At 64.7% G+C, this 21,911-nt stretch carries 17 protein-coding genes, 2 tRNA genes and 4 rRNA genes; 9 read left to right on the top strand and 14 right to left on the bottom strand.

Annotation, left to right across the window (positions count from 1 at the left end; translation table 11 throughout):
- Positions 1 to 12: 12 nt before the first annotated feature.
- From A4W93_RS25960 to purT, 7 genes are all read right to left on the bottom strand, one after another.
- Positions 13 to 267 (bottom strand): acyl carrier protein, encoded by a 255-nt coding sequence (locus A4W93_RS25960; RefSeq protein WP_085753373.1) that lies wholly within the window; start codon positions 265 to 267, stop codon positions 13 to 15.
- 32 nt (positions 268 to 299) lie between these two features.
- Positions 300 to 572 carry a phosphopantetheine-binding protein gene (locus tag A4W93_RS25965; RefSeq protein ID WP_085753374.1) on the bottom strand — a complete coding sequence of 91 codons (273 nt, stop codon included), beginning with the start codon at positions 570 to 572 and terminating at the stop codon, positions 300 to 302.
- Positions 559 to 1,338: a lysophospholipid acyltransferase family protein gene (locus A4W93_RS25970; protein WP_085753375.1), complete on the bottom strand. Its 780-nt coding sequence runs from the start codon at positions 1,336 to 1,338 to the stop codon at positions 559 to 561. Before A4W93_RS25970 ends, A4W93_RS25965 begins: the two co-directional genes overlap by 14 nt.
- A complete protein-coding gene (locus A4W93_RS25975; RefSeq protein ID WP_085753376.1) occupies positions 1,331 to 2,065 on the bottom strand; it encodes a beta-ketoacyl synthase chain length factor in 735 nt (244 codons plus the stop codon). Before A4W93_RS25975 ends, A4W93_RS25970 begins: the two co-directional genes overlap by 8 nt.
- Before the next feature lie 187 nt (positions 2,066 to 2,252).
- Entirely contained in the window at positions 2,253 to 2,651 is a 399-nt protein-coding gene (locus A4W93_RS25980; RefSeq protein ID WP_157131781.1) for a hypothetical protein, read from the bottom strand.
- Between the two features lie 164 nt (positions 2,652 to 2,815).
- Complete coding sequence (locus A4W93_RS25985) at positions 2,816 to 3,511, bottom strand: hypothetical protein (protein WP_085753378.1); 696 nt, start codon at positions 3,509 to 3,511, stop codon at positions 2,816 to 2,818.
- 183 nt (positions 3,512 to 3,694) lie between these two features.
- A complete protein-coding gene (purT, locus tag A4W93_RS25990) occupies positions 3,695 to 4,900 on the bottom strand; it encodes a formate-dependent phosphoribosylglycinamide formyltransferase (protein ID WP_085753379.1) in 1,206 nt (401 codons plus the stop codon).
- A gap of 92 nt (positions 4,901 to 4,992) precedes the next feature.
- Here purT and A4W93_RS25995 point away from each other — a divergent pair, with 92 nt between their 5' ends.
- From A4W93_RS25995 to A4W93_RS26010, 4 genes are all read left to right on the top strand, one after another.
- Entirely contained in the window at positions 4,993 to 5,751 is a 759-nt protein-coding gene (locus A4W93_RS25995; protein ID WP_099959993.1) for an ABC transporter ATP-binding protein, read from the top strand.
- Positions 5,748 to 6,524, top strand: a complete 777-nt coding sequence (locus A4W93_RS26000; RefSeq protein WP_085753381.1) for an ABC transporter permease — start codon at positions 5,748 to 5,750, stop codon at positions 6,522 to 6,524. The genes A4W93_RS25995 and A4W93_RS26000 overlap by 4 nt, the downstream gene beginning before the upstream one ends.
- Positions 6,525 to 6,599: 75 nt before the next feature.
- The gene (locus A4W93_RS26005) at positions 6,600 to 7,571 is read left to right on the top strand and encodes an ABC transporter substrate-binding protein (RefSeq protein WP_257790082.1); all 972 of its coding nucleotides are present in this window, start codon (positions 6,600 to 6,602) and stop codon (positions 7,569 to 7,571) included.
- Positions 7,572 to 7,629: 58 nt separating this feature from the next.
- The gene (locus A4W93_RS26010; protein WP_085753383.1) at positions 7,630 to 8,472 is read left to right on the top strand and encodes an HDOD domain-containing protein; all 843 of its coding nucleotides are present in this window, start codon (positions 7,630 to 7,632) and stop codon (positions 8,470 to 8,472) included.
- A gap of 91 nt (positions 8,473 to 8,563) precedes the next feature.
- On the opposite strand, the gene A4W93_RS26015 is transcribed toward A4W93_RS26010, so the two are convergent.
- Positions 8,564 to 9,463, bottom strand: coding sequence for an esterase/lipase family protein (locus tag A4W93_RS26015; protein ID WP_085753384.1), 900 nt, complete (start codon positions 9,461 to 9,463; stop codon positions 8,564 to 8,566).
- 179 nt (positions 9,464 to 9,642) lie between these two features.
- Between A4W93_RS26015 and A4W93_RS26020 the strand changes: the two genes are divergently transcribed.
- The 5 genes from A4W93_RS26020 (at position 9,643) to A4W93_RS26040 (ending at position 16,006) form a co-directional block, all read left to right on the top strand.
- A complete protein-coding gene (locus A4W93_RS26020; RefSeq protein ID WP_085753385.1) occupies positions 9,643 to 10,794 on the top strand; it encodes a hypothetical protein in 1,152 nt (383 codons plus the stop codon).
- Positions 10,785 to 11,918 carry a hypothetical protein gene (locus A4W93_RS26025; protein ID WP_085753386.1) on the top strand — a complete coding sequence of 378 codons (1,134 nt, stop codon included), beginning with the start codon at positions 10,785 to 10,787 and terminating at the stop codon, positions 11,916 to 11,918. Before A4W93_RS26020 ends, A4W93_RS26025 begins: the two co-directional genes overlap by 10 nt.
- 55 nt (positions 11,919 to 11,973) lie before the next feature.
- The gene (locus tag A4W93_RS26030) at positions 11,974 to 12,621 is read left to right on the top strand and encodes a hypothetical protein (protein ID WP_085753387.1); all 648 of its coding nucleotides are present in this window, start codon (positions 11,974 to 11,976) and stop codon (positions 12,619 to 12,621) included.
- 34 nt (positions 12,622 to 12,655) lie between these two features.
- Positions 12,656 to 14,113, top strand: a complete 1,458-nt coding sequence (locus tag A4W93_RS26035; protein WP_085753388.1) for a CsgG/HfaB family protein — start codon at positions 12,656 to 12,658, stop codon at positions 14,111 to 14,113.
- A gap of 213 nt (positions 14,114 to 14,326) precedes the next feature.
- Entirely contained in the window at positions 14,327 to 16,006 is a 1,680-nt protein-coding gene (locus tag A4W93_RS26040) for a long-chain-fatty-acid--CoA ligase (RefSeq protein WP_085753389.1), read from the top strand.
- 204 nt (positions 16,007 to 16,210) lie between these two features.
- Here the strand turns inward: A4W93_RS26040 and rrf (A4W93_RS26045) are convergent.
- The 6 genes from rrf (A4W93_RS26045) to rrf (A4W93_RS26070) all read right to left on the bottom strand — a co-directional run bounded on the left by rrf (A4W93_RS26045) (position 16,211) and on the right by rrf (A4W93_RS26070) (position 21,850).
- Positions 16,211 to 16,323, bottom strand: a 5S ribosomal RNA gene (rrf, locus tag A4W93_RS26045).
- A 194-nt stretch (positions 16,324 to 16,517) separates the two neighbouring features.
- Positions 16,518 to 19,394, bottom strand: a 23S ribosomal RNA gene (locus A4W93_RS26050).
- Between the two features lie 276 nt (positions 19,395 to 19,670).
- Positions 19,671 to 19,746, bottom strand: a tRNA-Ala gene (locus A4W93_RS26055).
- Positions 19,747 to 19,756: 10 nt separating this feature from the next.
- Positions 19,757 to 19,833, bottom strand: a tRNA-Ile gene (locus tag A4W93_RS26060).
- Between the two features lie 124 nt (positions 19,834 to 19,957).
- Positions 19,958 to 21,488, bottom strand: a 16S ribosomal RNA gene (locus A4W93_RS26065).
- Between the two features lie 249 nt (positions 21,489 to 21,737).
- Positions 21,738 to 21,850, bottom strand: a 5S ribosomal RNA gene (gene rrf / locus A4W93_RS26070).
- The 16S, 23S and 5S rRNA genes sit together here with 2 tRNA genes alongside, the layout of an rRNA operon.
- Between the last annotated feature and the right edge of the window lie 61 nt (positions 21,851 to 21,911).

Genomic DNA, 21,911 nt, shown 5'->3' on the forward strand with positions numbered 1-21,911 from the left:
TGGCGGCCGGACTCAGGCCGCGGGGTCGTGAACCAACTGGTAGAGCGCGTCGACCACGTCCTGCACGGTGCGCACCGACTTGAACGCGTCGGGTTGCAGGCGTTTGCCCACGAGCGGCTTGAGCTGCACGATGAGGTCGACCGCGTCGATGCTGTCGATGTCGAGGTCGCCGTTGAGCGTGGACGTGGGCGAGATGCGCTCGGGCGCGATGTCGAACGTCTCGTGGAGGATGGAGACGATCCGTTGGTAGATGTCGTCTTTGGTCATGATGGCGGCCCGGGGCGAGCGGTGGATCGGGTTCAGGTCGGTTGGGCGGGCTTGCGGTTCGCGGCGACGAATGCGGCGAGCGCCTTGACGTTGGCGAAATGCTTGCGGGTCTCGGCGGAGTCGGCCGACATGTGCACACCGTAGCGCTTTTGCAGCGCCAGGCCCAGTTCAAGGGCATCGATCGAGTCGAGGCCGAGGCCTTCGACGAACAGGGCGGCGTCGGAATCGATGTCCTCGGGACGGATGTCTTCCAGCGCGAGCGAGGAGATGATCAGCTCCTTGAGCTCGAGTTCAAGTGACGGCACGGCGGATCTCCAGGGAAAAGTAGTCGGTCAGGTGCGCAGTGAGTTCGCGGGTGGCGATGGCAGCGCTGCGGGCCTGCAGGAAGGGGGCCACGGGAATGTCGTCGCACACCTCGATGACGAAGTGCCCGCGACGGGGCGGCACGCGGTACCACGGCACGCCCTTGGCCAGCATGGGCGGATGGCAGCGGATGCGCACCGGAGTGATGTCGATCTCGCCTCGGACGGCGATGTTGGCGGCGCCGCGCTGCAGCGGCAGCGGCGGGGTACCGGGCAGCGGCGTGCGCGAACCCTCGGGGAAGATGATGAGGTTGTTGCCGCGCCGCACCGAGGCGACGCAGTCTTCCACGAGCCCCGCGCCTTCGTCGTTGCAGAGGAAGCCGGCCGCGACCACGGGCCCGCGCGTGAAGGGGTTGCGCGCGAGCGAACTCTTCACGATGCAGTCGGCGCGGTCGATGCAGGACATGAGGAACACAACGTCCACCAGCGACGGATGGTTGGCAACGATGAGCCGGCCGCCGCCCTGCAGCTTCTCCAGCCCGTGGATCTCGAGGCTCAGCACCCCCACCCGGCGCATCATCGCGACGAACACGCGGAACGTGGTGCGGATGATGGCCTTGACCCGCACCGCGCGGCGCTCGGGGTCGCGGGTGGACCAGCGCACGCAGGGGAACACGAGGACGCGCAGCGCCAGCCCGCCCAGCCCGAAGGTGGTGAAGCACAGGCCGGTGGCGACGATGCGCCACACGCGTTCGAGGCGCTCAAGCATCGTGGCGCCGCCAGGTCCAGGCCGTGCCCGAGGCCGTGCGGGTGAGGCTCGGGGCGTCGGCGGCGACGAACCGCATCACGTCGAGGCCGAAGGGCAGCGCCGCCGGCTCCGACGCGGCCGCCGCCGGCTCGGCGGCCAGCGAGTAGCGCACCTGCCCGGCCACGGGGGCGGTGACCCGCCACGCCCAGGCGTAGAGCGCGGCCGGCCCGTCCTCGAACGTGGCGTAGCCGCCGGGCAGCGGGGCGTCGCAGCAGACCACCAGCACCTCGGGTGCGCCGTCGGCCAGCAGGCCCGCGGCCTCGACGAGGCCGGCCGCCGCCGTGCCGGGGCCGGCGGCCACGGACAGGTAGTTGCTGCGGTCGCCCCGGATGATGGAGTACATCGCGCCGATGGCGTTGTGCACGGAGAGGCCGAACGACGTGGGCGACAGCGCCTCGCCGCGGACGAGTTCGGCGAGCAGGTCGAGCGCGCGGGAGGCGTCGCCGTACCGCGACGCGAACACCACGGGGACGTCGGGCGCCGGCGTGTGCACGTCGAACGCCGGCTGCAGCGCCGTGCGGCCGAGCGCGTTGAGGCGGCGCCGCACCATCGCGGGCACCTGGGACAGGTCGGGGCGCGGTTCGCCGGCCGGCACGCAGGGCGCGGCCGCCCACGCGCGCCAATCGGCGGGCGTCGACAGACCAGGACCGCAGGCGGCCCATGACGGGATGGCGAATTCGAGGTTCACGGTGTATCGGGGGGAGGCCGCGGGATCGTGCCCGTCGGTCCATCGGAATTCCGCGTCGGACGCGGTACCACTCCACCCGTTGGCTCCAAACCGTCGATTCTACGAAAGCCCCCTGCCCGCGGCCGACAACTTCATGCCCCCAAAGCGGGGTGTTTGCCACACGGACGAGCCCGGTGGCAGGACCGATTCAGCGCTCGAACGGCCGGGTGAGGGCAAACCCGTGGGCATCGGTGGGTACGCCCGGCGCGGCGCCTTCGCCCGTGCCGCGGGCCTGCAAACGATCGATCTCGGCATAGGCGAAGCGCAACTGGCCCTCGAGCCGCACCAGTTCGGCGCGGTGATCGGCCGCCGCGGCCGCGAGGCGCCCCTGGATGGCCAGCTTTTCCTTGTCGAGCGAGGCCTGGAGGCGGGCATTGGTGGCGCGCAGTCCCTGCGTGCCCGTGGCGTACTGCTCCCGCGCGGAGGCGACGAGCCGACGCTGGCGTTTCATCGCACGGCTGGAGCACCACTGCCATGCGATGGCGCCGCCCACGATCATTCCCAGCCCGGCGGCGGTGCCCGCCGAGATCATCCACGCCAGATTCATCTGACCACCCCATTTGTTATTCGCGCACCGAGGCCCCTTGGCCGACGGGAACGCATGGGGCGAACAGTAGCAGCCGCCGTGCCGGAGTGAACGCCCGCGAATGAGGGCCCGCCGCGGGCAGCGTGACAAAGTGACGCGCGGGAGGATCCGCGCGGGAGGGGCCGTCAGAACTGGCCCTTGACGTACAGGCCGACGCCGTTGCGCCGCACCCGGAGCGACATCTTGTAACCCGAGTCGAGCTGGAACGCCACGCTGCGGGAGGCGCCGTCGAGGCCGAACTTGTTGCTGCGGGCCTTCCACGCCACACCCACCTTCGTGCTGTAGCGGTCGTTGGTGTCGGCGTCGAAGCGGCGGGCGCCGGAGGCGTCGGCGAAGACGGTGGAGTGGTCGTCCACCTGGTAGCGCCAGCCGAGGGTGAGCACCGAACTGCTGTAGGCGAGCGCCTGGGCGCCGCCGGGTTCGGTGGGCGGCACGACGTAGCCCAGCGCGCCCACGCCCACCCCGAAGTTCGACGCGCCGCGGCTGACCCACCACCGGTACGTCACACCCCCCAGCTCGACGAGCGGGCGGCCGTAGGCGTCGAGGCCGGTGCGGCTGGAGGGGGCGCGTTCGTCGTCGAGCACTCGCTCGTGCTCGACGGTGAGGCGGGGGGCGGCGGCGAGGGTGGCCGGGGCGATGCGACCGAGCAGGGAGTTCATCGTTTCGCCGCTGGCGGCCGGGATGGCTGCCACGTCCTGGGCGTACGCGGTGTCGGGGGCGAGGGAGACCGCGGCCAGGAAGGCCAGCACACCACCGGCAACGGCCCAGGCATCCCTCGGGACGAGGGGGAAGCCGATCCTGGGCGCCAGCATGGTGTTCATGGTGACCTCGACGACGACAGTGAGGGTGAGTATGGAACTCCTGTCGGACTCGTGGCTCATGCCATTTGTCCCGGAGCGTGACCAAACTATCGTTCACCCCCTTCTCCACCACTGTCGGCCGCGTTTGGGACCGTCTGTAGGACAAGCGCACGGCGGAGCGCCTGTCCCCTTCCCCCGGGCGCGTCAGCCTTTGCGCGGACGCACCTTCGACGCAGCCTCCTTGGCCCGCCGGCGAGCCACTTCCACGTCGGCGTCGTACGCGAGCGCGACACCCATCCGGCGCTTCTCGAAGCTCTCGGGCTTGCCGAACAGGCGCACGTCGGTCTGGGGCACGCGCAGGGCTTCGTCAAGACCATCGTAGGCAATTCCGGTGGCTTCGACACCCCCGTAAATGACTGCACTTGCGCCCGGGCTCTTCAGCGCCGTGCTGACCGGCAGGCCGAGGATGGCGCGGGCGTGCAGCTCGAACTCGCTTTGCCACTGGGTGGTCATGGTGACCATGCCGGTGTCGTGCGGACGCGGGCTGACCTCGCTGAACCAGACCTGGTCGCCCTTCACGAACAGTTCGACGCCGAAGACACCATGTCCGCCGAGGTTGTCGGTCACGGCCTTGCAGATGTCGCGCGAACGCTGCAGCGCGGCCGGGTGCATCGGGTGCGGCTGCCAGCTCTCGACATAGTCGCCCTTGACCTGCACGTGGCCGATGGGCTCGCAGAAGTGGGTTTCGGTCTGGCCGTCGGCACCGGCGGCGCGCACGGTGAGCTGGGTGATCTCGTAGTCGAAGTCGATGAAGCCCTCGACGATCACGCGGCCGTGGCTCACGCGGCCGCCGGCCATCGCGAAGTCCCAGGCCTTCTGCACGTCGGCCGGGCCGTCGATCTTGCTCTGGCCCTTGCCCGAGCTGCTCATCACCGGCTTGACCACGCAGGGGTAACCGATCTTGGAGTCGATGGCCGCCTGCAGCTCGGCGAGCGAGTCGCAGAAGACGTACGGGCTCGTGGGCAGGCCGAGCGTCTCGGCGGCGAGGCGGCGGATGCCTTCGCGGTCCATCGTCAGGCGCGCGGCGCGGGCGGTGGGGATCACGCGGACGACCTTCTCGGCCTCGAGCTGCTCCAGCATGGGCGTGGCGATGGCCTCGATCTCGGGCACGACCAGGTCCGGGCGCTCCTTCTCGATCAGCGCGCGCAGCTGGGCCGGGTCGCTCATCGTGATGGTGCGGGCGTGGTGGGCGACCTGCTGGCCCGGGGCGTTCTCGTAGCGGTCGACGGCGATGGTCTCCACGCCGAGGCGTTGCAGGGCGATCAGCACCTCCTTGCCGAGTTCACCGCTGCCGAGCAGCATGACCTTGACGGCGGTGGGCGACAGCGGTGTTCCGAGAGTGACGCTCATGATTCAAGTCCCCGTGAAAAGCGAATGGAATGGCAAAGGGCGCAATTGTCCACCAGCCGCGCGCCTCCGCCGCTTGCGGCACACTCGCGCCCATGCCCGATGCCCTGATCTCGCTGTCCTCCGTCGACAAACGTTTCGCCTCCGGCACCGTGGCACTGCAGTCGGCCTCGCTCGAGGTCCGGGCCGGCGAGTTCGTCTCGCTGCTGGGGCCGTCCGGCTGCGGCAAGAGCACGGTGCTGCGGCTCGTCGCGGGGCTCGACCAGCCCACCGCCGGCCGCGTCGACACCCCCGCCTGGCGCGACCCCGGCCAGGCCCGCACCGGTTTCGTCTTCCAGGACGCCACGCTGCTGCCCTGGGCCGACGTGTTCGACAACGTGTGGCTGCCGCTGCGGCTGGCCGGCGTGTCCCGCGCCGAGGCCGCGCCGCGCATCGGCGCGCTGCTCGCCTCGATGGGGCTGGCCGACTTCGCTCATGCGATGCCGTCGGAACTGTCGGGGGGCATGAAGATGCGCGTCGCCATCGCGCGCGCCCGCGTGACGCAGCCCGAGGCGCTGCTGATGGACGAGCCGTTCGCCGCCCTCGACGAGATCACCCGCCAGCGCCTGAACGCCGAGCTGCTCGAGGCCTGGCAGGCCGAGCCGATGGCCGTGATGTTCGTGACCCACAGCGTGGTGGAGGCGGTGTACCTGAGCCAGCGGGTGCTGGTGATGGGTGCGCGGCCGGGGCGCATCGTCGACGTGGTCGAGATCGACGAGCCGCATCCGCGCCCCCCCGGGTTCCGCACCTCGCCCCGGTTCGCCGAACTGTGCCGGCGGCTGTCGGACGCGCTCGAAGCGGCGACGGCGGCATGAAGCGGCTCACCGACGCGCTGCTCCCCGCAGGGGTGATGGTGGCCCTGCTCCTGGCCTGGGAGGTGCTCGTACGGGTCGCGGAGATCCCGCACTACACGCTGCCCGCGCCGTCGCTCGTGCTCCAGACCCTGTGGGCGAACGCCGCCTCGCTCGCCGGCAGCTGGTGGTTCACGCTCAAGATCACGTTCGGCGCGCTGGCCCTGGCCGTGGCCGGCGGGGTGCTGGTGGCGAGCGTGTTCGCGCTGTCGCGGCCGCTCGAACGCGCGTTCCTGCCCGTGGCGGTGATGCTGCAGGTGACGCCCGTGGTGGCCGTGGCGCCGCTGATCCTGATCTACGTCGAGAGCACCACGGCCGCGCTGCTGCTGTGCACGTGGATCACCGCGTTCTTTCCGATCCTGTCGAACACCGTGCTGGGCCTGCGTGCGGCCGAACCGGGCCACCGCGACCTGTTCCGGCTGTACCGCGCGACGCCCTGGCAGCGGCTGCGCCTGCTGCTCGTGCCGACGGCCTTGCCCTACTTCGCGGCCGGGCTGAAAATCTCCGGCGGCCTGAGCCTGATCGGGGCCGTGACGGCCGAGATGGTGGCCGGCGCGGCAGGCCGTGAAACCGGGCTCGCCTCACGCATCCTCGAGGCGAGCTTCCGCACCGAAACGCCGAAGATGTTCGCCGCGCTCGTGCTGCTCGTGCTGACCGGGGTCGCGATCTTCTGGCTGTTCGACCGCCTGTCCCACGCGCTGCTCGGCCGCTGGCACCCCACGGGGTCGCCGAACTGAACCTGTCCCTCCCTGGAGTCCGCCTGCAATGACCGCCCTGCCCCGCTGGTCCCTGATCGCCCTCGCCTCGCCGCGCTGTGCGGCACCGCCGCCGCCGCCGACAAGGTCACCTTCGCCACGAACTGGAAGGCGCAGGCCGCCCACGGCGGCTTCTACCAGGCCATCGCCGACGGCACCTACCAGAAGCTCGGCCTCGACGTGACCCTGGTGCCGGGCGGCCCGCAGGTGAACAACCGGCCGCTGCTGCCGGCCGGCCGCATCGACTTCCTGATGACCGGCAACCTGCTGCACAGCTTCGACAACGTGAAGAACGGCGTGCCCACCATCGTGGTGGCCGCGATGTTCCAGAAGGACCCGCAGGCGCTGATCGCCCACCCGGGCCAGGGCTACGAGTCCTTCGAGTCGCTGAAGAACGCGCCGGTGGCGCTGATCGCGAAGGACGGCCAGTTCAGCTGGTGGCAGTGGCTCAAGGTCACGCACGGCTTCCGCGACGAGGCGCTCAAGCCCTACAACTACAACCTGGGCCCGTTCCTCTCGAACCCCAAGGCCATCCAGCAAGGCTACTCGGTGGCCGAGCCCATCTATGTGCAGAACCAGGGCAAGTTCAAGCCGGTGGTGCACCTGCTGGCGGACCACGGCTTCAGCACCTACTCCACCGTCATCGAGGCCCGCACGGCCACCGTGCGCGACAAGCCCGACCTCGTGAAGCGGTTCGTCGACGGGTCCATCCTCGGCTGGGTGAACTACCTCTACGGTGACCGCCGCGCCGCCAACGCGCTGATGCTGAAGGACAACCCCGAGATGACCATCGAGGAGCTCGAGGCGTCCGTCGCGCTGATGAAGCAGCAGGGCATCGTCGACTCGGGCCAGTCGCTCACGCAGGGCATCGGCGCGATGAACACCGCGCGCATCCAGGACTTCTACACGCAGATGGTGAAGGCCGGCCTCTACAAGCCCGGTGAGGTCGACGTGTCGAAGGTGGCCACGCTGCAGTTCGTCAACCGCAAGGTGGGGCTGGACGTGAAGGCCGCCCTGGGTAAACCCTGATTCAAGCGCGGCGCGGCGCACCGATATCCGAAGTGACGACCTCGCCTCCGTCCGCACCATGAGCCCGCTCGCCCCCGCCCCGCTGGACACCGCCCTGCCGAACCTCGACGCCTGGGTGGCGTGGTTCCGCAAGGCCGAGATGCCGGTGCTGGCGGACACGGCCGACGCGCTGGAGGCGATGCGCGCGAACGAGGACGACGTCGACGCGAACCTCATCGGCGAGATGGTGGCCCACGACCCGCTGATGACGCTCAAGATCCTCGCGCACGCGGCCACGCACCGACCCGAGCGCCGCGTCACGGACGTGGAGACCGTCACCGCCGCCATCGTGATGATGGGCATCTCCCCGTTCTTCAACACCTTCGGCCCGCAGCCCACGGTGGAGGACCGCCTGGCGCCCGTCGACGGGGCACTGGAAGGGGTGAACCACGTGCTGCGCCGGGTCCACCGCGCGTCGCGTTTCGCGTTCGCCTTCGCGGTGCACCGCATGGACCTCGATGCCGCGGTGATCCACGAAGCCGCGCTGCTGCACGACTTCGCCGAGATGCTGCTGTGGTGCCACGCCCCGTCGCTCGCCCTGCGCATCCGTGCGATGCAGCAGGCCGATCCTGCGCTTCGGTCCGCGGCCGCGCAGCAGTCGGTGCTGAACATCACGCTCGCCGACCTGCAGCACGAACTGATGAAGGCCTGGGCGCTGCCCGACCTGCTGATCCGCATCACCGACGACCGCCAGGCGCGGCACCCGAGCGTGCAGAGCGTGGTGCTCGCGATCCGGCTCGCGCGCCACACGGCCGAGGGCTGGGACAACCCCGCCGTGCCCGACGACATCACGGAGATCGCACAACTGCTCAACCTCTCCCCCGACGCAGCGCTGCAGTTCGTGAACAAAGTCGACGAATGAGCCCCCGCGAGTGTGGTGTCGCCCCTCCTCGGGGTGATTGTCCGGCTCGGGGGTGCGCTCGACACTCGTCGGCGTGAACCCGCAGTCTCCGCTACGACCCCACCCCGTCGCGCGCCCAGCGCACGGTTTCCTCGAACACGTCCGGATGGCCGGCGAGGTGGACGTGTGCCATCGCGGGCACGTGGCGGTTGTCGGCGCCATCGAGCGTCGCCGTGGACGGCGGGAAGACGATGTTGTCGCAGTGGCTGTAGAAGCACGTGAAGCGTGCGAGCAACTCCGGCGTTTCGGCCGCGGCGAGGCGGCCGAGCAGGCCGCTGTCCTGTCGCATGTCACCCGCGTTTTCGGTGGTGCTGAAGCGCGCGGCCCACGTGCCATGGTGCGGGCTGGCGATGGTGATCACGCGGTGCACGCCGCGGCCGCCAGCCGCCATCCATGCGCGCACCGCGAGGCCCCCCATGCTGTGGGCCACGATCACGGGCTCCCGGCCGGTGGCCTGGTGCACGCGCCGCACCGCCGCGCCCACGACCTCGGCGTAGGTCGTGATGGGGCAGAACGCGGGCTCGAGGTCCACGGCCACGTGCGGGATGCCGCGTGCGGCGAGCCGGGGCATCCAGTCGTTCCAGAAGCCGCGGTTGCAGACGAAGCCGTGCACGAGCACGACACCGCGCGCCGCTGCATCGGCCGGCAGCCAGTCGGGCTGCACCGTGGAACGGAACGGCTGCAACCAGCAGAACACACGGGGCGACGTGGTGACCTCGCCGAACCAGGCGCGCAGTCGCTGGCCGAACGTGGGCCGGGGCGCGGGGTCGTCGCCGTGCACCCAGGCCGCGAGCACCATCTCGAACCCCATGACCAGCAGGTAGCCGCCCACGACCAGTGCGGTGCCGACCCAGGCCCATCGGCCCTGGCCCAGCGCGATCGCCATCGCGGCCCAGCCGGACACGAAGGCCAGGAGACCGAGGGTCACGAAGCGCTGCAGGCGGGCGATCATCCGCGCGATGCTAGCAGCGGCCCGGAGGTTCCCCGCGCCGAACAACCACTTACAAAGACCCCCGCTTTCGGGTGCCGCCGTGTCCCGGGTGCCGGTGTGAAAATTCCGCGCCGCCCAGCGGGTCGGGCCCCGCTCCGTTTCTTCTCTTTCTTTCTCCCACTCATCTCGAAGGATCTCCCTTGAGGCAGCTCTTGTTCACCTTGCTTGCGTTCGTCGGCGCCCCCGCGTTCGCCGCCACGGTTTCGCTCGCCGGGTTCTCGTACTCCGGCGACGCGCAGTCGATCGCCGCGCGCTTCCCCTACACGCAGCGCTTCAACCAGGCCATGGCCGCGCAGGGCGCCACCACCGACAAGGTGCTGGGCCAGATGCTCGCCTCCACGAAGATCGACAACTTCACGCTGCAGCAGGGCGAACTCGCGCAGCTCAAGGGGCGTGATCAGGCCGTCGCGGTCTCGATGGTGATGACCAGCGAGACGGTCTCGTACGAGCGCTTCGGCGGCCTCTACAAGCTGTTCATCAACCTGCGCGGCCAGGCGCTGTTCTTCGACTTCAAGTCGATGACCATCCTGCGCTCGTACCCCATCACCGTCGCCTACCTCGACGTGCTGGGCGCGCCGCCGAGCGATGCCGTGCTCGACGACCGCGTGCGCAAGCTGTTCCTCGGCGACGGCGACAAGGCCGGCCTGCTGCAGCGCTTCGCGTCGCAGCTGTCCGTGGCCACGCTGCCGGAACACGTGCCGCGCTTCCTGCAGGTGGGCAAGGTGTCGATCTCGCCCGAGGCCCGCAACGAACTGCCCGAGGCCTTCAAGGCCACGCCCACCACGGCCGAGACGTGGCTGGCCGACCAGTTGAGCGAGATGATCGCCACCCGCGCCGGCGTGCCGGTGCTGCCCTATGCCAAGGGCTACGCCATCGGCAACACGATGGCCATGCGGTTCGCCGACGGCACGGTGTTCAACCTGAAGATCCCCGAGGCCGACTACGTGTTCTCGGTGGACCTGACCCAGTTCAAACGCGTGAAGACCGGCGAATCCGCCGCCGGCGCGAGCTACGTGTACGGCAGCTTCGTCGACCTCAAGCTCGTCGAGCCGGTCTCGGGCCGCTCGTACCTCGACGCGAAGATCAAGAACGGCGAGGTCAAGCTCGTGCCCGCCACGCAAAGCGAGATCGACGACTTCCCGTCGTACTCGGTGTCGCTCCGCAGCCTGTTCTCGAAGTTCACCTCGGTACTGGGTGGCAAGGACGACCCGTGGGTCAAGTCCGCCGTCACCGCCTCCGACATCAACGCCCAGATTTCTGCCACCAAGACGGTTCTCCAATCATGCAAGTAATCCGCACACTCCTGATCGCCCTGCTCGCCTTCGGCATGCAGTTCGCGTTCGCGCAGGTCGAAAACGCCAAGGGCTCGGCCACCGTTCGCTACGAGCGCAAGCTCACGCCCGAAGACAAGGACCGCGCGTTCAAGGAAGCCCAGGTCAAGGCCGTCGAGCGCTACTACGCCGAGAGCGGCGAGGCCGACAGCGCCAACTTCGACAACGTGCGCGACAAGGTCCTCGAGAACCTCGACAAGTTCGTGCTCAGCGCCACGCTGATCAGCGACCAGGACATGCCGGACAAGAAGCAGTACAACGCCGTCGTCCGCATCGAACTGAACGTCGCGCGCCTGCGCAACACGCTGAAGGCCAACTCGGCCATCGGCAGCACGCCGGCCGGCAACAAGTCGCCGCTGACCTTCGTCTTCATGGCGCGCCAGGTCGCCTCCGTGAAGGCCTACGACGCCCGCGTCGTCAAGCGCGCCGAAGTGCGTGCCGATGCCTCCGGCGCCATGCAGGCCCGCGAGAAGACCGCCGAATCGGAACGTGTCGGTGGCAGCAGCGTGAAGACCTCCACCGCCGTCGACCGTTCGTACAACGCGTCGGCCCAGCGCTCCATCACCGCCGAGACCGGCGGCAGCTCCACGCAGAAGTCGGATGACACCACGTGGCGCCTGATCCCCGCGCAGAGCCTGAACTCGCAGTTCACGGGCGTGTTCGCCAAGGCCGGCTTCGACGTCGTCGAGGCCGCCTACGTCGAGCCGCAATCGAAGGGCCTGCTGAGCGTGAAGTCGATCGAACGCGACTACGAAACCGGCAACGACCTGAGCCCCGAGACGCTGCGCAACACGGCCCAGGGCCTGAAGAACGCCGAGATCCCCTACCTCGCGCTGGGCACGCTCGACGTGGGCACGAAGGACCAGGATCCGGCCACCGGCCTCGTGCGCGTGTACGTGACGGTCTCGGGCAAGATCCTCGACCTGAACTCGCGCTTCCCGAAGGTCGTCTCGTCGGTGGGCCCCGTCCAGTTCGCCGGCACGGGCCCGACCGAGGCCGTCGCGCAGACCAACGCGCTTAAGTTGGCGGCCGACAGCGCCGCCCGTGAACTGGTGAGCCAGATCAACAACGTGGGTGTGCGCTGAGCACGTTCCCCCGTTTCTTCCCTTCCACTCGATTCATTCCGCAGGAGTTATTTCGATGATCAACCGCAAGCTGCTCGCCCTCGCCGTCGCCGCCGTGTTCGCGGCCCCCGCCATCTCCGTCGCGCAGTTCAAGCTGCCGTCGCTTCCCGGCACGGGCGGTTCCGCCTCCAGTTCCGACGCTGCAGCCCAGCAGGACCAGCTGGTCAACGCCTACGTCGGCGCCGACAAGGAAGTGCTGGCCGCACAGTCGAAGATGGCCGACGCCGTGGGCCTGAAGGATCGCGCCGCCCAGCTGCAGGCCACGAGCGATGCGCTCGGCGCTGGCGCCACGAAGGAAAGCCTCGAGCAGTCGGAGACGATGCAGAGCGAAGCCTCGCAGGAAATCCAGGCCAAGCTGAAGGACGGCAACACGAAGCTCGACGCCGCCGGCAAGAAGAAGTTCAGCGAAGGCCTGGGCCTGCTGGGCCGCGGCATCGCCAAGTACGCCAACCTGAAGGGTCCGATCGCCAACTTCCAGAGCGCGGTGTCCGGCAGTGGCGTCACCGGCGCACTCGGCGCGGCTTCGAAGCTCAACGCCGGCCGCTACATCGTGACCAGCACCCCGGGCCACGTGAAGAACCTGTCGAGCACCCTCAGCAACGCCGTCAGCTACGCGAAGAGCAACGACATCCCGGTGCCGGCCGACGCCACCGCGGCGCTCTGATCGACGTCCCCCGAAACCCGGAGCGAATCGCCTGATGATGAAACCGTACCCGTTGATGTTCGCGGCGGCCTGCCTCGTTCTCGCCGCCTGCGACAAGCAGGACGCGCCGCCGCCGGCGGCGGCCGCAGCGAGTGCGGTGGCGGTCGCTCCGGTGGCGCCGGCCCCTGCGCCGGCGCCGGCTCCCGCCCCGATGGTGGCGGGGCTCGATGTCGGCAAGACCGGCACCCAATCCACGCGGGCGCCGGGCGCCGGCAAGTCGCTGGCGGCCGCCGTCAACGACGCCATCCGCACCGCCATCCTCCAGGTCAACGGCACGGCCGTCGACCTGAGCACACAACAGTTCAAGTTCGCGCTGGACGTGGCCACGCCCTACAGCGAGACGAACATCCGCGCCACGGGCTTCGCCGACGTGGTGCAGCAGCAGTCGCGCGGCGCCATCACGGGCTTCAAGCTCGAGAGCGCCGAAGGCCCCGACAGCTCGGGCGTCTACAAGGTGTGGATCGACGCCCAGGTGGCGAAGTACACGCCGCCCGAAGCCGAGGCCAAGAAGATCAAGCTGGTCGTGGCGCCGCTGCGCTTCGACGCCAAGTCGTTCACCGTGGGCGGCCGTTCGGTGCCCGCGGCCCAGGTGGCGCAGGAGATCCGCGCCCGCGTGCTCGAGAACCTCGCGCAGTCCGGCCGCTTCGCCGTGCTGGACCGCGAGTTCGATGCCGAGGTGCAGCAGGAGCTCGACATGGTCGAGAGCGGCCAGACGCCCAACAGCCAGTTCGGCAAGCTGGGGCAGGCCTTCAGCGCCGACCTCATCTGGATCGGGCGCATCCGCAACCTCGGCTACGTGCGCCACAGCCGCGAGCTGCGCGCGACCGACCGTGAACTCGTCAGCTACTCGGGCGGCTGGGCGGTGTCCCAGAAACTCGTGAACGTGGCGACGCGGCAGGTGCTGCTCGCCAACTCGCTGCAGGACCAGCTGCCTGCCACCGCGCCCACCACGCTGGGCGCCACGGTCGACAGCGACAAGACACTCGCCACGATCCAGAACGGCATCGTGCAGCAGGTGGTGTCGTCGATCATGGCGACAAGCTTCCCGGTCAGCGTGGTCTCGCGCGACGGCAACGCCGTCATCCTGAGCCAGGGCGCGAACGCGCTCAAGGTCGGCACGCGGTACCAGGTCATCGCGCTCGGCGCGGAACTGAAGGACCCGCAGACGGGCCAATCGCTCGGCCGCACCGAAGCGCCGTGCTGCGAGGTCGTCATCGACCGCGTGACGCCCACGCTGTCGTACGGTCACCTCGAGGCCGTGACCATCGCCATCGACCAGGTGCCCGCGGGTGGCCTGCTCGTCCGGGAGGCGGTGAATCGCAAGGCCTCTTCGCAGGTGGCGGCCGCGGATGCACCGCCGCCGAAGACTGCGCGCGCACGCCGGGCCGAGAACGACGACATGGGTGGCCCGGCTGCCCCAGTGAAGTCCAAGCGGAGCGATGCCGACTGGTGACACGCTGACATCACCGTCGTCTCCACGAGACAAGGGCCCGCCACCTTCCGGTGCGGGCCTTTTTTTCGTGCATCCATCCTTTCGGGTGGGCGTGATGGGTGTCTCACCTCGCCGACACCCTCCGGTTCGCTAGTGCAACTACCGTAGCTGGGCGCGGGTGAACCGTCGAACATCGGCGGTTTCAACGTGCCCTGACTGATTGGAGTTCCGCCCATGCAAAAGCCTTGGCTGAAGAGTTATCCGCCTGGCGTTCCCGCCGAAGTCGACATCACGGCCTATGGCTCGCTCGTCGACCTGCTCGAGGAGTCGTTCCAGAAGTATGCGGATCGGCCGGCTGCCGACAGCATGGACAAGCAGATCACCTACCGCGAGATCGACGAAGGGTCGAAGGGGCTCGCGGCCTGGCTGCAGTCGAAGGGCCTGGTGCCCGGCGCGCGCGTGGCCATCATGATGCCCAACGTGCTGCAGTACATGATCGCCATCGCGGCCATCCTGCGCGCCGGCATGGTGGTGGTCAACGTCAATCCGCTCTACACGGCACGCGAACTCGAGCACCAGTTGAAGGACTCCGGGGCCGAGGCCATCATCGTGCTCGAGAACTTCGCGTCCACCCTGGAACAGGTGGTGACCCGCACCAACGTGCGCCACGTGGTGCTCGCCTCGATGGGCGAGATGCTGGGCGTCAAGGGCGTGCTCGTCAACTTCGTGGTGCGCAACGTGCGCAAGATGGTGCCCCCGTACCGCCTGCCTGTGGGTGACGGCCGCACGGTCACCAAGTTCAACGCCGCGGTGTCCGCCGGCCGCGGCCTCACGCTCAAGCGTCCGTCGCTGTCGCCCGACAGCGTGGCCTTCTTGCAGTACACGGGTGGCACCACGGGCGTCTCCAAGGGCGCCACGCTGCTCCATCGCAACGTCATTGCGAACATCCTGCAGTCCGAAGCGTGGTTCACGCCCATGCTGGACAAGATCGGCGAGAAGCAGATCGTGATCGTCTGCGCATTGCCGCTGTATCACATCTTCGCGCTGACGGCGTGCTACATGCTGGGTGCGCGCCAGGGGATGATGAACATCCTGATCGCCAACCCGCGCGACATCCCCGGCTTCATCAAGGTACTGAAGAAGCACCGCGTGAACATGTTCCCCGCGGTCAACACGCTGTTCAATGCACTCGCGCACTCACCCGACATCGGCCAGGTCGACTTCTCGGAGCTGGTGATCTCCAACGGCGGCGGCATGGCGGTGCAGCAGGCCACGGCGGACAAGTGGATCAAGATCACCGGGTGCCCGGTCATCGAAGGCTACGGCCTGTCGGAGACCTCGCCCGTGGCCACCGTGAATCGCCTGGATGCCCACGACTTCACGGGCACCATCGGGCTGCCGGTCCCTTCCACGGACATCGCCATCCGTGACGACAACGGCAACGACGTGCCGTTCGGCGAGGCGGGCGAGATCTGCATCCGCGGCCCGCAGGTGATGGCCGGCTACTGGAACCGTCCGGACGAAACCGCCAAGGCCATGACGGCCGACGGCTTCTTCAAATCGGGCGACGTCGGCATCATGGACGACGCCGGCTTCATCAAGATCGTCGACCGCAAGAAGGACATGATTCTGGTGTCCGGCTTCAACGTCTATCCCAACGAGATCGAGCAGGTGGTGGCGCTGCATCCCGGCGTACTGGAATGCGCGGCGGTGGGCATTCCCGACACCAAGTCGGGCGAAGCGGTGAAGCTGTTCGTGGTGCGGCGCGACCCCACGCTGACCGAAGACGCGCTGGCGGCGTACTGCCGGGAGAACTTCACGGCCTACAAGCGGCCGAAGGTCATCGAATTCCGCAACGAGCTGCCCAAGACGAACGTGGGCAAGATTCTGCGGCGGGAGTTGCGGGACAAGTGATGGGGCTGAGCCGGTTTCGCCGCGCTGCGGCGGGGCCGGCTGCTCGAGTATCTGGTGATTCCGGCAATCACGAAGATTCCGTCAGATACTCGATATCGTTTCAGTAGGAGGCGGAGTATCTCGACGCCAAACCCGGAGCCTGAATATTCGCGGCCAATAGCAAAAAGCCCTCGTCACGCCGTGACGAGGGCTTTGCAATTAATAGCCTGACGATGTCCTACTTTCACACGGGAATCCGCACTATCATCGGCGCTGAGGCGTTTCACTGTCCTGTTCGGGATGGGAAGGAGTGGGACCACCTCGCTATGGTCATCAGGCTTAACCGTTCGCTGCCGTGGCCTGTGGCCAGGGCAGCCAATTCGTAGAGTCTGCAGAGTGGCTTTCGCTCTCTCTGCTGCAATCAGAAGTGTTCTTGATTACGCCAAGCCAACGATTATGGCATAACGTGGCGACGGTGGCAAGCACCGAAGCACTCAATCTTTGACGATCGCTGTGGATCCATCAAAGTTATAGGGTCAAGCCTCACGAGCAATTAGTACTGGTTAGCTTAACGCATTACTGCGCTTCCACACCCAGCCTATCAACGTCCTGGTCTCGAACGACTCTTCAGGGGGCTCAAGGCCCCGGCAAGACTTATCTTGAGACGAGTTTCCCGCTTAGATGCTTTCAGCGGTTATCTCTTCCGCACTTAGCTACTCGGCAATGCCACTGGCGTGACAACCGATACACCAGAGGTGCGTCCACTCCGGTCCTCTCGTACTAGGAGCAGGCTCTCTCAATCTTGCAGCGCCCACGGAAGATAGGGACCAAACTGTCTCACGACGTTTTAAACCCAGCTCACGTACCTCTTTAAATGGCGAACAGCCATACCCTTGGGACCGGCTACAGCCCCAGGATGAGATGAGCCGACATCGAGGTGCCAAACACCGCCGTCGATATGAACTCTTGGGCGGTATCAGCCTGTTATCCCCAGAGTACCTTTTATCCGTTGAGCGATGGCCCTTCCATACAGAACCACCGGATCACTTAGTCCTACTTTCGTACCTGCTCGACTTGTCAGTCTCGCAGTCAAGCACGCTTATGCCTATGCACTATCAGCACGATTTCCGACCGTGCCTAGCGTACCTTCGAACTCCTCCGTTACGCTTTGGGAGGAGACCGCCCCAGTCAAACTGCCCACCATACACTGTCCCCAACCCGGATAACGGGCCAAGGTTAGAACCTCAAACACACCAGGGTGGTATTTCAACGTTGGCTCCACGACACCTAGCGGCACCGCTTCAAAGCCTCCCACCTATCCTACACAGATCTGTTCAAAGTCCAATGTAAAGCTACAGTAAAGGTTCATGGGGTCTTTCCGTCTTTCCGCGGGGAGATTGCATCATCACAAACATTTCAACTTCGCTGAGTCTCTGGAGGAGACAGTGTGGCCATCATTACTCCATTCGTGCAGGTCGGAACTTACCCGACAAGGAATTTCGCTACCTTAGGACCGTTATAGTTACGGCCGCCGTTTACTGGGACTTCAGTCAAGAGCTTGCACCCCATCATTTAATCTTCCAGCACCGGGCAGGAGTCACACCCTATACGTCGACTTTCGTCTTTGCAGAGTGCTGTGTTTTTAATAAACAGTTGCAGCCACCGATTCTCTGCGGCCTTATCGGGCTCCCCAAGTAAATGGTTCACCTACTAAAGGCACACCTTCTTCCGAAGTTACGGTGTCAATTTGCCGAGTTCCTTCTCCAGAGTTCTCTCAAGCGCCTTAGAATACTCATCTCGCGCACCAGTGTCGGTTTGCGGTACGGTCGTATGTAGCTGGAGCTTAGTGGCTTTTCCTGGAAGCAGGGTATCACTCACTTCAGCGGCAAGCCGCCTCGTTATCACGCCTCATCTAATCCCCCCGGATTTGCCTAAGGGGCACGACTACACGCTTGAACCGGGACATCCAACACCCGGCTGAGTTAACCTTCTCCGTCCCCACATCGCACTACATATCGGTACAGGAATATTGACCTGTTTCCCATCAGCTACGCATCTCTGCCTCGCCTTAGGGGCCGACTCACCCTACGCCGATGAACGTTGCGTAGGAAACCTTGCGCTTTCGGCGAGGGGGCTTTTCACCCCCTTTAACGCTACTCATGTCAGCATTCGCACTTCTGATACCTCCAGCAGCCTTCACAAGCCACCTTCACAGGCCTACAGAACGCTCTCCTACCACGCACATTGCTGTGCATCCGCAGCTTCGGTAACTGGCTTAGCCCCGTTACATCTTCCGCGCAGGACGACTCGATCAGTGAGCTATTACGCTTTCTTTAAATGATGGCTGCTTCTAAGCCAACATCCTGACTGTTTTAGCCTTCCCACTTCGTTTCCCACTTAGCCAATTTTGGGGACCTTAGCTGGCGGTCTGGGTTGTTTCCCTCTTGTGTCCGGACGTTAGCACCCGGTGCACTGTCTCCCAAGCTGTACTCATCGGTATTCGGAGTTTGCAATGGTTTGGTAAGTCGCCATGACCCCCTAGCCATAACAGTGCTCTACCCCCGATGGTAATACTTGAGGCACTACCTAAATAGTTTTCGGAGAGAACCAGCTATTTCCAAGTTTGTTTAGCCTTTCACCCCTATCCACAGCTCATCCGCTAGTTTTGCAACACTAGTCGGTTCGGACCTCCAGTACCTGTTACGGCACCTTCATCCTGGCCATGGATAGATCACTTGGTTTCGGGTCTACACCCAGCGACTGAACGCCCTATTCGGACTCGATTTCTCTACGGCTTCCCTATTCGGTTAACCTTGCCACTGAATGTAAGTCGCTGACCCATTATACAAAAGGTACGCCGTCACCCGTTTCCAGGCTCCGACTGTTTGTATGCATGCGGTTTCAGGATCTATTTCACTCCCCTCCCGGGGTTCTTTTCGCCTTTCCCTCACGGTACTAGTTCACTATCGGTCGATTACGAGTATTTAGCCTTGGAGGATGGTCCCCCCATATTCAGACAGGATTACACGTGTCCCGCCCTACTTGTCGCACGCCTAGTTCCACACTCTAGATTTTTCATACGGGGCTATCACCCACTATGGCCGGACTTTCCATTCCGTTCTGATATCAGGAGTGCTAAAACGTGCAGGCTCTTCCGATTTCGCTCGCCACTACTTTCGGAATCTCGGTTGATGTCTTTTCCTCGAGCTACTGAGATGTTTCAGTTCACTCGGTTCGCCTCGCATACCTATGTATTCAGTATGCGATACCCTTGCGGGTGGGTTTCCCCATTCGGAAATCTCCGGATCAAAGCTAATTTGCCAGCTCCCCGAAGCTTATCGCAGGCTATCACGTCCTTCATCGCCTGTAATCGCCAAGGCATCCACCACATGCACTTAGTCACTTGACCCTATAACTTTGACGCCACGCTGTTGTGACATCGTCAAGGACTGTTTATTGAGTAATTCGCGTTATGCCGATTCAAACTCTTTCGAGTTGAATTGTTGTTGACGCAATCAAAAACGATTCGCCGACGGCACGGTGCTTCCAGGAGGAAGCTTTCCGCCGACGATCTTCTGATTTGACTCTACGAATTGTTAAAGAACAACAGCCGATTCTTTCGAATCGCTGACTCAAACGCCCTGCAGGCACTTGAGTCAACGACGAATTTCTATCGTGGTGAGAATGGTGGAGGATGACGGGATCGAACCGACGACCCCCTGCTTGCAAAGCAGGTGCTCTCCCAGCTGAGCTAATCCCCCAATTGAACATTGGTGGGTCTGGTTGGATTCGAACCAACGACCCCCGCCTTATCAAGACGGTGCTCTAACCGACTGAGCTACAGACCCTGCATTCTTCTAGTGAAGCGCCAAGGGCCTGACCAGCGCCAGGTTGCGTTGCCGGCTCACATTTCACACTGTTGTGAATCACAGCCGATAAGCGTGGGCGCAAGAATTTGAGTGCAATTTCCAGAAAGGAGGTGATCCAGCCGCACCTTCCGATACGGCTACCTTGTTACGACTTCACCCCAGTCACGAACCCTGCCGTGGTAATCGCCCTCCTTGCGGTTAGGCTAACTACTTCTGGCAGAACCCGCTCCCATGGTGTGACGGGCGGTGTGTACAAGACCCGGGAACGTATTCACCGCGGCAAGCTGATCCGCGATTACTAGCGATTCCGACTTCACGCAGTCGAGTTGCAGACTACGATCCGGACTACGACCGGTTTTCTGAGATTAGCTCCCCCTCGCGGGTTGGCAGCCCTCTGTACCGGCCATTGTATGACGTGTGTAGCCCTACCCATAAGGGCCATGATGACCTGACGTCATCCCCACCTTCCTCCGGTTTGTCACCGGCAGTCTCATTAGAGTGCCCTTGCGTAGCAACTAATGATAAGGGTTGCGCTCGTTGCGGGACTTAACCCAACATCTCACGACACGAGCTGACGACGGCCATGCAGCACCTGTGTCCAGGTTCTCTTTCGAGCACCAAACCATCTCTGGTAAGTTCCTGGCATGTCAAGGGTAGGTAAGGTTTTTCGCGTTGCATCGAATTAAACCACATCATCCACCGCTTGTGCGGGTCCCCGTCAATTCCTTTGAGTTTCAACCTTGCGGCCGTACTCCCCAGGCGGTCAACTTCACGCGTTAGCTTCGTTACTGAACAGCAAGCCGTCCAACAACCAGTTGACATCGTTTAGGGCGTGGACTACCAGGGTATCTAATCCTGTTTGCTCCCCACGCTTTCGTGCATGAGCGTCAGTACAGGTCCAGGGGATTGCCTTCGCCATCGGTGTTCCTCCGCATATCTACGCATTTCACTGCTACACGCGGAATTCCATCCCCCTCTACCGTACTCTAGCCATGCAGTCACAAATGCAGTTCCCAGGTTGAGCCCGGGGATTTCACATCTGTCTTGCATAGCCGCCTGCGCACGCTTTACGCCCAGTAATTCCGATTAACGCTTGCACCCTACGTATTACCGCGGCTGCTGGCACGTAGTTAGCCGGTGCTTATTCTTCAGGTACCGTCATTAGCTCCTAATATTAGTAAGAGCCGTTTCTTCCCTGACAAAAGTGGTTTACAACCCGAAGGCCTTCTTCCCACACGCGGCATGGCTGGATCAGGCTTGCGCCCATTGTCCAAAATTCCCCACTGCTGCCTCCCGTAGGAGTCTGGGCCGTGTCTCAGTCCCAGTGTGGCTGGTCGTCCTCTCAGACCAGCTACAGATCGTCGCCTTGGTAGGCCTTTACCCCACCAACTAGCTAATCTGATATCGGCCGCTCCAATAGCGCGAGGTCTTGCGATCCCCCGCTTTCACCCGTAGGTCGTATGCGGTATTAATCCGGCTTTCGCCGGGCTATCCCCCACTACTGGGCACGTTCCGATATATTACTCACCCGTTCGCCACTCGCCACCAGGATTGCTCCCGTGCTGCCGTTCGACTTGCATGTGTAAGGCATGCCGCCAGCGTTCAATCTGAGCCAGGATCAAACTCTTCAGTTCGATCTTGATAATTTTGCTCAAAGAATTGAAGTGAACTTCACTTCCATGAGCGTTTAAGGTCCATGAGACCTCGAGTCAGAGACTCTTGGCACTCGCCTTCAAACGCCCACACTTATCGGCTGTTAATTTTTAAAGAGCATTGCAGGGCAGCTTTCGCTGCTTTGCCTACAACCTTATGGCACGTCCTGGTGCAATAAGGTTGGAAGCAAAAGCCCTCGTCACGCCGTGACGAGGGCTTTGCAATTAATAGCCTGACGATGTCCTACTTTCACACGGGAATCCGCACTATCATCGGCGCTGAGGCGTTTCACTGTCCTGTTCGGGATGGGAAGGAGTGGGACCACCTCGCTATGGTCATCAGGCTTAACCGTTCGCTGCCGTGGCCTGTGGCCAGGGCAGCCAATTCGTAGAGTCTGCAGAGTG

It is taken from the genome of Piscinibacter gummiphilus, from assembly GCF_002116905.1.
Classification (GTDB): domain Bacteria; phylum Pseudomonadota; class Gammaproteobacteria; order Burkholderiales; family Burkholderiaceae_C; genus Rhizobacter; species Rhizobacter gummiphilus.